The 15,457-nt window shown below is 44.8% G+C and carries 10 protein-coding genes and 2 pseudogenes; 9 read left to right on the plus strand and 3 right to left on the minus strand.

Going from position 1 to position 15,457, the window contains the following annotated elements; genetic code table 11:
- From HP456_RS10350 to HP456_RS10370, 5 genes are all read left to right on the plus strand, one after another.
- A partial coding sequence (locus tag HP456_RS10350) for a winged helix-turn-helix domain-containing protein (protein ID WP_172250701.1) occupies positions 1 to 124 on the plus strand: 124 nt, incomplete at its 5' end.
- Positions 121 to 1,125: a sensor histidine kinase gene (locus HP456_RS10355; RefSeq protein WP_172250703.1), complete on the plus strand. Its 1,005-nt coding sequence runs from the start codon at positions 121 to 123 to the stop codon at positions 1,123 to 1,125. The genes HP456_RS10350 and HP456_RS10355, both read left to right, overlap by 4 nt.
- A gap of 100 nt (positions 1,126 to 1,225) precedes the next feature.
- The gene (locus HP456_RS10360; RefSeq protein WP_172250717.1) at positions 1,226 to 1,987 is read left to right on the plus strand and encodes an ABC transporter ATP-binding protein; all 762 of its coding nucleotides are present in this window, start codon (positions 1,226 to 1,228) and stop codon (positions 1,985 to 1,987) included.
- Positions 1,977 to 3,920 (plus strand): ABC transporter permease, encoded by a 1,944-nt coding sequence (locus HP456_RS10365; RefSeq protein ID WP_172250705.1) that lies wholly within the window; start codon positions 1,977 to 1,979, stop codon positions 3,918 to 3,920. The genes HP456_RS10360 and HP456_RS10365 overlap by 11 nt, the downstream gene beginning before the upstream one ends.
- Before the next feature lie 283 nt (positions 3,921 to 4,203).
- Complete coding sequence (locus HP456_RS10370; protein WP_172250707.1) at positions 4,204 to 4,983, plus strand: SDR family oxidoreductase; 780 nt, start codon at positions 4,204 to 4,206, stop codon at positions 4,981 to 4,983.
- Positions 4,984 to 5,230: 247 nt separating this feature from the next.
- Here the strand turns inward: HP456_RS10370 and HP456_RS10375 are convergent.
- Positions 5,231 to 5,934 (minus strand): annotated as a pseudogene (locus HP456_RS10375) (Crp/Fnr family transcriptional regulator).
- A 243-nt stretch (positions 5,935 to 6,177) separates the two neighbouring features.
- Between HP456_RS10375 and HP456_RS10380 the strand changes: the two are divergent.
- Positions 6,178 to 7,308: a PLL family lectin gene (locus tag HP456_RS10380; protein ID WP_216663241.1), complete on the plus strand. Its 1,131-nt coding sequence runs from the start codon at positions 6,178 to 6,180 to the stop codon at positions 7,306 to 7,308.
- Positions 7,309 to 7,464: 156 nt separating this feature from the next.
- On the plus strand, positions 7,465 to 9,336 hold the full coding sequence (shc, locus tag HP456_RS10385; protein WP_172250709.1) for a squalene--hopene cyclase: 1,872 nt from the start codon (positions 7,465 to 7,467) through the stop codon (positions 9,334 to 9,336).
- Positions 9,337 to 9,625: 289 nt separating this feature from the next.
- Here shc and HP456_RS25645 read toward each other — a convergent pair.
- Positions 9,626 to 9,706, minus strand: a pseudogene (locus tag HP456_RS25645) (hypothetical protein); the annotation flags it as partial.
- Between HP456_RS25645 and HP456_RS10390 the strand changes: the two are divergent.
- The gene (locus HP456_RS10390) at positions 9,697 to 12,708 is read left to right on the plus strand and encodes a GNAT family N-acetyltransferase (RefSeq protein ID WP_376766206.1); all 3,012 of its coding nucleotides are present in this window, start codon (positions 9,697 to 9,699) and stop codon (positions 12,706 to 12,708) included. The pseudogene HP456_RS25645 and the gene HP456_RS10390 sit on opposite strands and share 10 nt — an antisense overlap.
- A gap of 102 nt (positions 12,709 to 12,810) precedes the next feature.
- Entirely contained in the window at positions 12,811 to 13,572 is a 762-nt protein-coding gene (locus HP456_RS10395) for a class I SAM-dependent methyltransferase (protein WP_172250713.1), read from the plus strand.
- Positions 13,573 to 13,644: 72 nt separating this feature from the next.
- Here the strand turns inward: HP456_RS10395 and HP456_RS10400 are convergent, their stop codons facing one another.
- Entirely contained in the window at positions 13,645 to 15,063 is a 1,419-nt protein-coding gene (locus HP456_RS10400; protein WP_172250715.1) for an alanine/glycine:cation symporter family protein, read from the minus strand.
- Positions 15,064 to 15,457 lie beyond the last annotated feature (394 nt).

Raw genomic sequence — 15,457 nt, forward strand, 5'->3', positions numbered from 1 at the left:
TGACAACACGTTGACAGTAAACGTGAACCGCCTCCGCAAAAGGCTGGATGAAATTGGGCTCGGAAAGTACATTGAAACGAAAGTAGGACAGGGATACGTTGCCCTTGAAGGGGATAGCTTATGATCAGGAAATACTTATGGGAACGCAAAAGCTGGATTCTGCTTTTTATGTCTCTGCAGCTTCTCCTGCTTTTCGTCACGTATCTTGACTCTGCTGTCCCGTTTACATCCATTTTCTATGTTGTGATATTATCCTCACTTACTTTTATTATTTTCATGATTGTCAGATATCACCGGGAAACAAAATTCTATAAGGACCTGGACGAATGGGAGAGCAATCCGAATGTGGCCGAAATGACTGCCCCCGATTCGCCATTTGAAAAAATCGTGTTCAGCAGTCTGGTTGAGCAAGCGGAACAGCTAAGGGAAGAATCTGAAATGAACCGAAGGATGCTGGAACAGGAAAAAGATGAGCTTCTTGCATGGATCCATGAAGTGAAGACACCGCTAACAGCCATGAATTTGATGATCGAGCGCCTGGTAGACCATGAACTCAAAGCACCGCTCAAATACGAATGGCTCCGGATCCATCTACTGCTCGATCAACAGCTTCATCAAAAAAGGATGCATGTCATCGAAAATGATCTTTACATAGAAAAGTGCGACCTCGAAGACATCCTCTACGGAGAAATCAAAACACTGCAATCCTGGTGCATTCAAAAAGGAATCGGTTTTGACATCGACCTTGAAGTGACAAAGGTCCTTTCTAACAGCAAGTGGCTGGCATACATGATCAGACAGCTGCTGACAAACGCGGTTAAATACAGTGAAGCGTCGGATATTGAAATCACGAGCGGCCGTGAAAAGGGACAAACCACTCTGACGATTCAGGATCACGGCCGGGGGATTGACGAAAAGGATCTTCCACGTATTTTTGAAAAAGGCTTCACATCAACGATTGATCATCACAATCAGGCTTCGACCGGAATGGGGTTATATTTGACGAAAAAGGTAGCTCATCTTCTCCTCATCGACGTGAATGTACAGTCGACCCTGGGGGAGGGCACGATGCTTACTCTTGCGTTCCCGCGAAAAAATGACTTCGACAATGTTATGGGCATGTGACGAAAATGTCACATGCTTTTCCATTTTGTTCGGACATTAAAAGGAAAAGGTCCAAAGTCTTTTTTATAATGATTGTATCAACTAAAAGGAGTTTTGAATGATGACGATTTTAGAAGCGGTGAAACTTCATAAAAGCTATGGGAACAAATTCAATAAGCAGGAAGTGTTGAAAGGGATCGACCTCACCATTCTGCAGGGTGAATTCGTGGGGATTATGGGGGCATCCGGTTCCGGGAAGACGACTCTTCTAAATGTGCTTTCTTCCATTGACCATGTAAGCGAAGGTACGATCAAGATTGAAGACAAAGAGATGACAAGGATGAAGGAAAAGAAGCTTGCCGAGTTCAGGAAAAATCATCTTGGGTTCATCTTTCAGGAATACAATCTGCTGGATACGTTAACGGTCAAAGAAAATATTCTCCTGCCTTTATCAATCACCAAGACACCGAAGCGGGAAGCGGATGAAAAATTTGATATGCTGGCTTCTCAACTCGGTATATCCGAAATCCAAGATAAATATCCGAACGAGATTTCAGGAGGGCAAAAGCAGCGGACCTCTGCCGCCCGGGCATTCATACATGAACCGAGCATCATATTTGCTGATGAACCTACCGGTGCACTCGATTCTAAATCAGCGTCGGATCTGCTGAAGAAATTGAGCGACTTGAATTCACAGCTGAAAGCGACGATTGTCATGGTGACGCATGACCCGGTGGCAGCCAGCTATTGCAGCAGAGTCATTTTCATTAAAGACGGGCAGATCTATACCCAGCTGAACAAAGGCAGTCAGGAAAGGCAGGCATTCTTCAAAGACATCATGAAAACACAGGGTGTATTGGGCGGTGTACAGAATGAACATTAATACACTCATATTCAGAAATCTGAAAAAGAATCTTACGAATTACTTTCTGTACGTGTTCGCGCTCGTCTTCAGCGTTGCGCTTTATTTTGCATTTGTCACGCTGCAGTATGATCCTTCCATGGATGCAGCGAAAGGATCCATTAAAGGTGGAGCGGCAATACGTGCAGCTTCGATCATGCTTGTAGCGATCGTATCCATATTCCTTCTTTATGCCAATACTATCTTCATAAAGAGAAGAAGCAAGGAAATTGGATTGTTCCAACTGATCGGGATGACGAAGAATAAAATTTTCCGCATCCTGACGATGGAGAATTTCATCTTGTATTTTGGATCTATGCTGTTCGGCATCTTTATCGGTTTCACTTTCTCGAAGCTGATCATCATGATCCTTTATAAAATTACCCGTGTAGAAGCCATCGCAGAACTGCATTTTTCTTCACAGGCTTTAATTCAGACATTGATAGTCTTCTGTGCCATCTATGTGCTGATCATGCTGATGAATTTCCTGTTCATCAAAAGACAAAGTATTTTATCCCTGTTCAGAGTAAAGTCATCGACGGAAACAACAGTTAAGAAGATCTCTGTATTTCAGATGATTTTAGGAATACTTGGTATCATCTTGATCATTTCAGGTTACTTTGTTTCTTCGAAATTATTCGAGGGTGACTTTATGACGATGATGGAGCTGTTCGGGGCGATGATCTTCATCCTGGCATCTGTAATCATTGGTACGTATCTATTCTATAAAGGATCCGTCAGTTTCATCTTTCATCTTATCCGGAAGAACAAGGGCGGTTATCTGAATATCAATCAGGTCATGTCACTATCATCAATCATGTTCCGCATGAAGTCGAATTCACTGCTTTTGACGATCATTACAACTGTCTCGGCCCTGGCGATCGGACTGCTGTCATTGAGTTATATTTCCTATTACTCAGCAGAGAAATTGGCTGTAGATAATGTTCCGTCTGATTTCGCATTTACAACGGAAGAAGCTTCTTCAACATTCAAACAGGCGTTGGAGAAACACGATATCCAGTATAGCAGGAATGAAATAGAAGTCATTCAGGTAAATGCCGATTTAAGAGACATTGCGGAATCAGATTTTGCAGTGAATGGCAGCCTGGATCAGATGGAAACTTCCGTCATCAGTGAAAAAGAAATCAAAGGAATTGATTTAGGTGAAGACGAAACTCTATTTACAGGATATAGTGATCTGCTTCAGAAATTCCTGCCTTTAAATGACTCAGGAAAAGTGGTTTGGAAAGGGAGAACAAACTCGATTACTCAGAACTATATAGGAATGAAGGATGAATTCCCGATATCATGGTATTATACCGCAGGCGGATCCCCTGTAGGCATCGTAGATGACTCTGCATTCCAAAAGTTGAAAAAGGACATCGACCCCGCTATTCAAAAGGGTTCCACACTTTATGTCGGCATCGATATCGATGATGATGAAAAGGTGAAGGAAGCAAATGAATTATTTGTGTCCCTCGGTTTCGATGAGGGGTATGAGCACGATTCGCAGATGAACCTTGAGACAAAACAGAAACGAAGCATAGGTCTCATCATGTTCATAGTCGGTTTCCTTGGCCTGACTTTCCTGATCACATCAGGGTGCATCCTTTACTTTAAACAAATGGATGAAAGTGAAGAAGAGAAACCGAATTATACGATTCTGAGGAAACTGGGCTTCACACAAACCGACCTTATCAAGGGAATCACTGCGAAGCAGATCTTCAACTTTGGGATCCCGCTTATGATCGGTCTCCTTCACAGTTATTTCGCAGTCAAATCCGGCTGGTTCCTGTTCGGAGGGGAGTTTGATACACCAATGATCATCGTGATGGCTCTCTATGCGGCTCTATACTCCATTTTCGGTGTGCTGTCTGTAGCCTATTATAAGAAAGTGATTAAAGAGGCATTGTAATTAGAAATACGGAAGGGCTTTGCTAAGAGCCGACAAGCATAAGACATGTCATCCCATAAGGCGCACTTTGCCTTATGGGATGACATTGCGTATGTTTCGAGCCTCTAAGCAATGGAGCTGGACATAAGAAAATCTCCGGTTTGCCGAGAACCTGGAGCTTTTTTCTTTTATATGAAATTGGTGAAATATAGTGTGTATTCAAGAGGAGCTGGTACAACGATGATTCGCTTCATTAAGTACCATTCGATAAACTGATTTAAATAGAATCACAGGGGGAAACGAAATGACTTCATTATGCGGTAAAACAGCCATTGTCACAGGAGCAAGCCGCTCAAACGGCATCGGAACGGCGATTTGCCTTGCGCTCGCTGAAGCGGGAGCAGATATTTTCTTTACACACTGGATTCCATTTGACGGAGCTGAAGGCATCGGTATGGAAGAGGAATGGCCGCAGCGGTTAAAAGAAAGACTAATAGGTATGGGTGTCCGTGCCAGTCATATGGAAGCGAACCTTGAAGATGACCGCGCACCGAAACGGATCATTGATGGTGTCAAAAGTACGCTGGGGACCCCGGATATCTTGATTAACAATGCAACATTCTGTGCACTGTCAGGTATTCGAACGCTTAACGCAGATCTACTGGATACACATTATAACGTGAATAATCGTGGAACGCTCATGCTCTCGCTGGAATTTGCCAGGGAGTTTGAAAAAGGGAACCCTGAGGGCGGGGAAGGGAGGATTATATTCATGGTTTCAGGAGGGCCGGATCCAGATAATCTCGCTTATATTGCCACAAAAGGTGCATTGAAGGCAATCACTGCCCCACTTGCTACAGGTCTTGCCCCACTTGGCATTACCGTAAATTCAGTGGACCCTGGGCCGACCGATTCAGGCTGGATTAATGAAGAGATGGGAAAAGCCTTCCTGCCAATGTTCCCGATGGGTCGCCTCGGAAAGCCGGAAGATGCGGCAAAACTGATTCGTTTCCTTGCTGGCAGTGACTCACAATGGGTGACGGGGCAGATAATTGAATCGAATGGAGGGTTTTTAGGGAAATAGCGGAAGGGCGGTTGATGATTCGTCTGGCAGATTTTGGGTGATGATGTAGAATATAGCCCGGGAAATATAAGGGAAATGAACTGATAATGTCAGAATTTGAGGGAGGTTTATTCATTTTTCGCAGTAATTGATGCCTGTACAAAGATTGAACATCTATAATTGCTGGAATATCAACATCCCCTCTCCACTGAAGCAAACAAAAAACGCGGGATGAATTCTGCCGGTTCCCATATCTTTTCATCCTCTATTAATCTATATTACAAATGTCGATCGGACAATTCTCACATCCGATTTCTTCCCGGAGATATTGCAAAATCAAGAATGATAATTTTGCCGCTCGCTGAGTAATCAAGAATTTTTTTTTCTTTAACTCCCTCAACATGCAGTTGACATTTTCTCTTGTGCTGCACAAAATTTGGCCAGATCCCGATTTGTGACGGTATATCCAATAGAATCCCGTGATCCACTTTCACTCCATACGAGTGCGGAATGCGGATGAGTGTGGAATAGAGAGCACCTTTCTTGCCGTGCATGACCAAATCCCTGATTTTTGACTGTTTTTTTCTTGATTGTGTGGAAATCCATTTCATGAATTCGAATGTGGGGGGGCATCGTTCACAAGTGCATTCTCCAGATGATTCCTTTGGATGACCAGGACTTCCCCATCTGCCAATGCATAAGCGCTCAGCATGCAGGTGGCATCCACCGAGAATAGAGTCAGTTCCCCGATCCAGCCATCCTTATGCATATCATCCGCATAGTTAATTCCTTGCCTTCCAGGCTTAGTTTGCTTATTTGGAAAATGCACGATTTTATCAGAAATAACTCAGTTGCTTTTTCACCTTCCCGAAATATGAAGGTGCTTTTTTTTATATATCGTGAAGTTCCGAATGATTGTAATAAGGAAAACAAATCCTCTGAAATGTTGGAAATATCGCTTTTTCTATTCATGGTATCCACGGTTCATCCCCCTTTCTAAAGGTAAACCCAGGTTAGAAAATTCCTAACTTGTAAACATGTATTTTATATGTGACTTTTCACTATTAGAGTACCATTTACCGCAAAGTTTACAACAAGATTAAGGAGATGACTTTGGCAAGGCCGAAGTGATGAATGGAAGTATTGAAAGTGTACTTACTCCTAACACACACTTTCTGCATATGGTAAAACAGATTGAAAAGGAGGGGTAAATCAATGTTTCCTTATGGTTATCCTGTCAGCCCGTTTGATTGGCGAAACGATTATCATGAACCTGTTTATCCGAATGTTGAAACTGGATACTGGCCAGTAAATCCGCTTTATTACTCCATTCATCCTTATGACCAAAGATCATTTTCTCAGAATCATCCACATTATTACGATGTTCACCCTTATCAAGCTGCCCATGCCCATCAAGTTCTTCCGTATCAATACGGACCGAACCACTTTTATGGCGGAGAAATATATGATGATGAGTGGCGTGCCAGCTGGAAGAACTGGGAGGACCTTGGTGCACCGCCGGGAGGGATGAAAGGTTCCCCTGCCGTCGCATCCTGGCAGCAAAATAGACTGGATACATTTGTCCGTGGAGAGAACGACCGGATGTGGCACAAATGGTGGAATGGTTCCCGGTGGAGTAAGTGGGAGGATCTTGGAGCTCCGCGAAGAGGGTTAAAGAGTTCGCCTGCTGCTGTCTCATGGGGACCAAACCGGATCGATTCATTTGTCCGGGGCGACAGGGACTCCTTATGGCACAAATGGTGGGATGGTTCCCGCTGGAGCCAGTGGGAAGATCTCGGCGGACCGCCAAGGGGATTTAAAGGGGACCCGGCTGTTGCTTCATGGGCTGAGAACCGATTAGATATCTTTGTCCAGGGTAATGACAATAATATGTGGCATATATGGTGGAACGGATCCAGGTGGAGCGGGTGGGAAAACCTTGGAGCTCCAAGAGGCGGCGTGAGAAATTCCCCAGGAGCCGTATCGTGGGGTCCGAACCGGATCGACTGTTTTGTGAGAGGGAATAATGACCGTATGTGGCATAAGTGGTGGAACGGTTCCCGCTGGAGCGAGTGGGAAGATCTCGGCTCGCCGAGGGGCGGTTTCGAAGGTGCACCTGCAGCATCATCGTGGGCATCCAACCGGATTGATACATTTGTCCGGGGAGATAACAATACCATGTGGCATAAATGGTGGGATGGCTCGCAGTGGAGCAGATGGGAAGACCTTGGAGCCCCCCGCGGAGGAGTACGTTCCTCACCTGGAGCAGTGTCATGGGGGAGGAACCGCATAGATACCTTCGTTAGGGGAAGAGACGATCACATGTGGCATAAGTGGTTTTCGTGATATTCAAATAGATAACATAAAAAAGTAATCATTCACCGGGATGGTTGCTTTTTTTATGTGCAAAGCAGGCGTTCCCGCATTCACGCAAACTACTATCATCGTGCGTTGCAACATATATATATCAAAGACTTAAAACATACAGCGGGAGGCTTGAATATGAGAGGGGAAATCGAAGAAACAGTCAAAAAAATGGAGCGGATTCTCAGGCAAAGACAAAAGCCGGACGGCAGCTGGAATTTTTGTTTTGAGAACAGTCTGATGACGGATGCCTATATGATCATCCTTATCAGATCTTTATTTCTGGACGAAGATAGACTGCTGTCGCAGTTGGTCGGCAGACTCTTGGAAATGCAGACAAAAGAAGGAACTTGGAAGGTATTCATGGATGAGGCGAAAGGAAACCTATCTGCCACGATCGAAGCTTATTTCGCGCTGAGATTCAGTGGTCTTCTTGATGAAGAAGACCGGCGATTGAGAAAAGCTGAACAATTCATCAAAGATAAAGGGGGGCTGGAGGAAGCTCACACCCTTACAAAGCTGATGCTTGCAGTTCATGGACAATATGAATGGCGGCATCTTATGCCTGTTCCGATTGAAGTGTTGCTTATTCCCAGGAGTTTTCCGATAAGTTTTTGGGATTTCAACAGCTACGCCAGGGGACATATGGTTCCGTTTCTAGTATTAAGGGATGGCCGGTATCATTTGAAGACAGCCCGGACGCCAAACATCAGGCACCTTTTTCTTCATTCTAATCGAGATCAGAACGATGACCGGGGGATCTTCCTCCTCGAAAAAATAAAAGAGGGTGTAAAAGCGATTGCGGGCATGCCTGAATCCATCCGTACTCATGCTCAACAATTTGCACAAGATTATATGCTGAAGCGGATAGAATCGGATGGAACCTGCCTCAGTTATTTCAGCACTACATTCTATATGATATATGCATTGAATTCCATCGGATACAAGATAGAGTCTTCAGTCATTCAACAAGCAATCAACGGCATGAAAAAGATGGTCTGCCAAACCGATAACGGACCGCATGTGCAAAATTCCCCTTCTCAAGTCTGGGACACTGCACTCATTACCGATGCGCTGCAAGAGTCCGGTGTTTCTTATGAAGATAAGATGATAAAAAGGTCCGTTGGCTATTTAGTAAAAAAGCAGCACTATAAATTCGGGGATTGGGCAATCGAGATTCCAGCCATTTCTCCAGGCGGCTGGGGATTTTCTGACAGCAATTCGATCCACCCTGACGTAGATGATTCGACAGCAGCATTACGAGCCATTACCTATTCTGCCAGTGAAAAGCCTGATATACGACAGGCATGGGACAGGGGGATCGATTGGGTGCTTGGTATGCAGAACCCTGACGGAGGCTGGCCAGCCTTTGAAAAAAATAAGACAAAAGGGATTCTTGCTTCATTCCCAATGGATGGTGCAGAAACAGCAGCAATCGATCCTTCCACACCTGACTTGACGGGAAGAACCCTGGAATTTCTGGGAAGCAGGGCAGGTCTGTCAAAAGATCATCCAAAAATGAGAAGGGCCATTCAATGGTTAAGGCTGAGTCAGGAAGACAACGGCTCATGGCCGGGAAAATGGGGGATTCACTATATTTACGGAACATGGGCAGCGATCACCGGGATGAGTGCTGCAGGAGTTCCTTTAACCGATAAAAGCATACAAAGAGCAAAGGAGTGGCTGGAGAGTATTCAAAGAAGTGACGGAGGATGGGGAGAGTCGTGTTACAGCGACCAAAAAGAAACCTACATTCCGCTTTCCTTCAGTACAGCATCGCAAACCGCGTGGGCATTGGATGCGCTCATCAGTATTTCCGGACAACCGACTGATGTAATTGATAAAGGAATGAAAAAGCTCCTCGACATAATCAACAAACAACAGCAATCCCCAGCAGATACCTATCCGACAGGTGCCGGCCTCAAGGGGAAATTCTATGTCCACTACCACAGCTACCAGTGGGTTTGGCCGCTGCTGACACTAAGCAAATATAAAAACAAATACGACTGAGATAAGGGTTGGATACCCATGCTCTCCACTTAACCCCGGTGCTAGCCTGAAGCCGATTTCGCAGTGAACTGTAGGCCAGAACCCGATGCGGCAGTATAGCGAAGAGTTAGAATATTCTTTACTTATCGGGCATAACATTTTAAACTGTGGGTGGGAAGTAATTTTTTCCAATAATAAAAAGGAGGAGATCAAGATGATTATTATTTTCGATGGAGTGACACAAAAGGTAAAAAAGTGTGAGGTCAGACATATAAAAACGTAGTGAAAGAATACAGACTGTAGGAGGAACTTATGAAGACGACATTGGAGAAAGTGAAAATAGTAGAATACCATGAAGGTCTTGCGAAGGGTGTCGCCAAGATGTGGAACGAAAGCCGGGAAAGCTGGGGCGGGGATGCCACGGTCACCACTGAGCAGGATGTAATAGAGAAAGAAGCAAACTCTACGAATCTGCATTTATACCTTGCTGTACTGGGAGAAGAGGTGGTCGGGTATTGCGGTCTTTCTCAATACCGCGAGGATGAGGGTGCACTTTATATTCCGCTTTTGAATGTTCATCCGGACTATCATGGTTTAAAGATCGGCAAACAGCTCGTCTTGAAAGCACTTGAGCAAACGATTGAGTTGAAGTGGCCCCGTCTCGACTTATTCACATGGCCGGGTAACACAAAAGCGGTTCCACTTTATAAGAAATGCGGATTCTTTTGGGAGGACCGCGATGATACGACGCATTTGATGAATTTCATACCGTCTGTTTTGCAAATCGACTGGCTTAAGCCGTTCTTTGACAAACATGACTGGTATTCGACGAGTCAGCGTGTCATTGAGGTGAAACCGGATGGCATCAAGGACGATGATCATACTTATTATGAATATAAGTGGGAGGCGGGAGACGAGTTTGTCCGGATTCAGTTTGAACGGACAGGACGCGGCATCCGTCTGATTGAAACGCAGGATCTTCTTATAGAAATGAAGCTTCCGGATTTTAAACTTCTGGAAAAAGAGGAGCAGGCTGTTTCCTATCATGTGGTAAATAAAACGGATAAACCAGTGGAGGTGTCCCTGAGGGGAATGTCCACAGAAATCGTGAATCATAGCTTCACGGGGAAAGAAATTGTGGAAAACGAGTGGAAGGGCGAATATTCTGCATTTCTCACTCTGCCGGAACGGGAGCCGAGTCCATGGAAAACTCATCCGGTTATCGGAGCGAATGTTGAAGTGGACGGAAAGTCACTTCCTCTGAAAATGGGGGTCTTTCCGAAGCAGGCAGCCAAGCTGCATTTACGGAATGTTAAAAAACATTTCCGTCCGAATCAGAACTTGGAAGTTTATTTAGACATCGAAAGTCAGCTTGAAGAAGCTGCAGTTTGGACGATCAAGCTTCCTAAAAGCAAAATCTTGAACATGGGAAAAACAGAAATTACGTCGGAAATAAAAGCAAAAAGCAGATTATCCCTTCCTTTACAGTGCCAATTGTTGAAACACGGTTTCTATTCCGAAGAAGTGCTGGTTGAAGTCAGAAAAAGGAACGGTGAAGAGTTTCAGTTTAAAACGAAGCTGTCACTTGCTTTTCCTGGTCTGGGAGCTAAGTTCGGAGGGGATACAGAGGGGCATTGGGCCTGCTATAACGGTCCTTATTATGTCGAAGTAGAAAAGAGGAACCATTTTGTCAAAACAGGTTCAATACTGTCTAAACAAAATCCGCTGACGCTCTTCACTCCGAAATTGGGTAAACCGTTCAGCGAGGAATTCTCTAAGAAAGAAGCCTCTGCCATAGAATTCATTGAAACCCCAGAAGCAATAGTGATGAAAACCTCATTGGTATCCGATGCTTTTTCAGGGGTGGTTCTTAACACGTATATAAAGATATATGGTTCAGGCATGGTGGAGTTGAAGCATGAAGTGGTGAATGTGGCATCAGAAGCGAAAGAGCAGATCTTTCTTATTCAGCCTCTGCCGATTGAATTTAAAAAGATGGCCATCCCTTCCAAACAGGGGGCAGTGTTCGGTGATGAAGCTCTTATACCTTTCATGGACTATATCCAGGATAAAGAAATTTCTGAAAGATGGCTGTTCACGTCAGATGCAAACGGTGAATCCAAAGGGCTTGCCTGGCCGGAGGAAGCCCTGGGCAGAAAGAATGACTGGCATTTCGCCATCGAATACAAGATCGATCACCTCCCTGCCGGTAAGGAAGTATGCCTCGGACCGATTCAAGTCGGGATCAATACGTCCCCAAACTGGAAAGAGTGGAGGGAATTAGTGCTTGGGGAAGATGCCCCGCGCATGGAAGAATGCCCCCTTTATGCTTTAGAAGCTGCAGATGGAAACCTTGTGTCTTCGGCAGGTGATGTAGTGAGTTACTCTTTCCGCTCGAAACTCACCCCTTATCTCGAAGGGAAATTGACGCTTGATGCTGATGGGGATCGCTTGGAACATACAGTTGTAAAAGAAGATGAAGTGACTGAAGTGGTGCTTGACATACCGCATCCAGCACCCGGATTGCAGTGGATCAATGGACAATTCCGTTCCCGGGGACAGCATGCATCATTGAAAACCGCGGCTTTGGTTAAAGGGAATCAGGAGGTTTCGGTCGTCCATGATGAAAGAGGCTGGACTGTTGACAATGGAATTCTCACTTATAAAGCTGAAGCCGCCTACTTTCCCGGTATCTACTCCTTGGTTTACAAAGGTAAGGAATTCTTGCATCATCAGTTCCCTGAACCGGGACCGAAAGCCTGGTGGAATCCATGGGGCGGAGGTGTGAGATATAGCTTCATGAATGTCAGTCCATACTCAATTATGAAGGAATCGACAACTGTACAGTCCGTTATAAAACAGGATGATAAGGGAAACGTGTGGAAGGGGCTTTGCCTGACGACGGTGTTTTCCAAGCATGAAACGATGAAGGGCGTCACGCTCCGTCAATTTACATTAACGCTTCCTGAGGTTCCGGTCATTGCATTTTATTGTGAGATCGAACAGCAGTCAGGCAGGACATTTGTGAAAGAGACCGTTGATCTTGAGGCATTCTTCAAGCCGGGGGATGATCTGTCATCTTGCTATTTGAATCTGCCGACTGAAGGCAAATTCGATACGTATTATGCCGGTGTGGAGGAGTTTGCACTGAGAGACACACCTTACGTCCACGCGGGCTCTGATGAACGGAAGGAGAAGATCATGGTTGTTCACCCGGACTCGTCCAAAATGACCGAAGCATATATCAATCAGGAAGTATTCGTTATTGCTTCCTCGGAAGAGTGGTCAGCTGCAACAGGACAATGTATAAGAGTAAGGCCGACAGTGATGGTCGCAGGAGACGAAGACCTGTCAGCATCATATAAACAATTAAGGTCCATTTCATTTAGATGATGAGGCTGCCCGTCCCCTATTAAGATAGGGGAGGGCAGTTATTCATTTGAAAAAGGATGGATTTTGCTGAGTTGAAATAAGATCATTTCGGAGGAAACGTGTATGTCGTTTAGTCGCTATGGAGAATTATGCACCGAAGTATATGATCTGACAAAAAAAGTCGGACAATCCCTCGGCGGGGATATTGAGTTTTATAAAGGAAAGCTTCAAAACTGTAAAGGGCGTATCCTTGAGGGGATGGTCGGCTCGGGAAGGGTTATCATTCCTCTAATAGAAAGCGGTCTTAAAGTGGACGGTGTTGATGATTCACCTGAGATGCTGACCGCGTGCAGAAACCGGCTTTCAGAGAGGGGGCTTTCAGCTGATTTGTATGAATCAAATTTGCAGAGTCTTGATTTACTTCACAATTATGAAGCAATCATCATACCGGGCGGATCCTTTTTATTGATCGATGATCGTGAAGAATCCATCCAGGCATTAAGGAAACTATATGAACATCTTGAGCCGGGAGGAAGTCTTATAATGGATGTATTCCTGCCTGACGGTCAATTTGAAACGGGAAAAGTGAACACATCAATCTTCCCATTTCCGGATGGGGACACCATCACTATGGAGAGTAAGCTTATTGAAGCTGACTTCTTCCAGCAGCGTAAAGTGACTCACCTGAAATATGAAAAATGGAGGAATGGCAGCCTCATCGCCACGGAGCTCCAGCGGTTCGCCTTACGCTGGTACGGAGTCCAGGAATTAGCTCTCGTCCTTGAGAAAATCGGTTTCTCCCAAATAGACATCTGTGCCGACTTCCATGAAGGGAAACGGCCGACAGGAAGCAATCAGAAGATTGTATATCTTGCCAGGAAGTAAAGGCTGCCAATAAATATGATAAGTTTTTATATCAAAAAAGCCGGTGCGAATGCCTTCGCGCCGGCTTTTTCTTTAACTGGCTTTTCTCTTTGGATTGACCTGCATCTGACCAGGCAAATACTCATTAAAGTAATGATTTGTTTCCTTCACGATTACTTTATAAAGAAGAAGCAATGCGATCAAGTTGGGGATCATCATAAGAGCATTCGACATATCTGCAAATGCCCATACCAGTTCAAGGTTCGCAACAGCGCCCATCCCTGTCGCAGCGACATAAATCAAACGGTATGAACCAATATAGCGATATCCTGTCAGATACTCAAAGCACTTCTCGCCGTACATGTACCAGCCGACAATCGTCGAGAAACCGAAGAAGATAACGGAAAACGCCACGATGTATTCGCCAGCCAGACCAAGGGAATGTGCAAATGCCGCACTCGTCAGCGCACCTCCGTCAAGTTCCGGTGAATGCTGGACGCCTGATATCGCACCGCCGCTTGGATCCCAGAAACCTGTTATGATCAGAACCAATCCAGTCATTGTACATACAATGATGGTTACGATAAATGTTCCCGTCATTGCAACCAATGCCTGCTTAACCGGGTGATCCGTCTTCGCATTCCCGGCAATCAGGGCTGCTGTACCAAGACCTGCCTCATTGGAGAAGATCCCTCGTGAAACTCCGCTCCTGATCGCCTCACTGATGACAACTCCGGCAAACCCTCCTGCAGCAGCAACCGGATTAAAAGCGTAAAAGAATATAAGTTTAAAAGCGGGGATAATCAGGTCATAATTCAACACGATGATCAAAAGTGATCCGCCGATGTACAAGAACGCCATAATCGGAACAAAGAAAGAAGCAACTGTACTGATTCTCTGAATTCCGCCGAAAATAATTAACGCGGTCAGTACGGCAAGGACAATCCCTGTTACCCAATTATTGATATGAAAGCTGGTCGTCATAACATCCGCAATCGTATTGGATTGCACACTGTTCCCAATTCCAAGTGCAGCAAAAGCTCCGAATAAAGCGAAGGCCACAGCCAGCCATTTCCATTTGCTGCCCAGTCCCTTTTCCACGTAATACATTGGTCCGCCGGAGTACTCACCGTTTTTATTCTTCACACGGTATTTCATCGCAAGCAGCGCTTCTGCATATTTCGTCGCCATCCCGAGCAGTCCGACAATCCACATCCAGAAGATCGCTCCCGGTCCGCCAATTGTGATCGCAGTCGCCACACCGGCAATATTACCGTTTCCGATCGTAGCCGATAATGCGGTCATCAATGTCTTGAAGTTGCTGATATCACCTTCCGACTTGGAAGAACCTGTACTTTTATCCTTTGTGAAAGCCAGCTTGAATGCATATAATAGTTTCTTGAACTGCAGACCTTTCAGCATAATTGTTAAAAATAAGCCTGTCCCGAATAACAGTACTAAACTTGGTGTCCCCCAAAGAAATGAATTGATCTTGTTTAGCACATCTAACATAAAATCCTCCTCATGATGTAAGCGTTTTCTGATTGTCACCTCTACTATTATATATATTACCACCCCCAGGCTGTCCAGTAATATGTGAAAGTTTGCCAGAGAATGAGTGTATCGTACTACTATGAAGCGCAGTGAGCGGACAGGTTTTTAAAAGATAGTCAAACTCTTCATTTACCGGCATATTTGCCATTGATATCGTGATTTATTACAATTTTTAGCATTGTTCCTTAATGTTGGAAACTGTAATATTAGCAGGCTAACAGAAACGAGGCTGGGACAAAAGTGTTTTAGTCTAAGTAAAACCCGAACTAAACTGCCTTCTAACAGGCAAATTAGTTCGGGTTATTATTTTGTTCAATGTACACTTAAGTTTTAGCACTTTCCAGCGGTTGAT

It is taken from the genome of Bacillus haikouensis, from assembly GCF_013179555.1.
Classification (GTDB): domain Bacteria; phylum Bacillota; class Bacilli; order Bacillales; family Bacillaceae_B; genus Rossellomorea; species Rossellomorea haikouensis_A.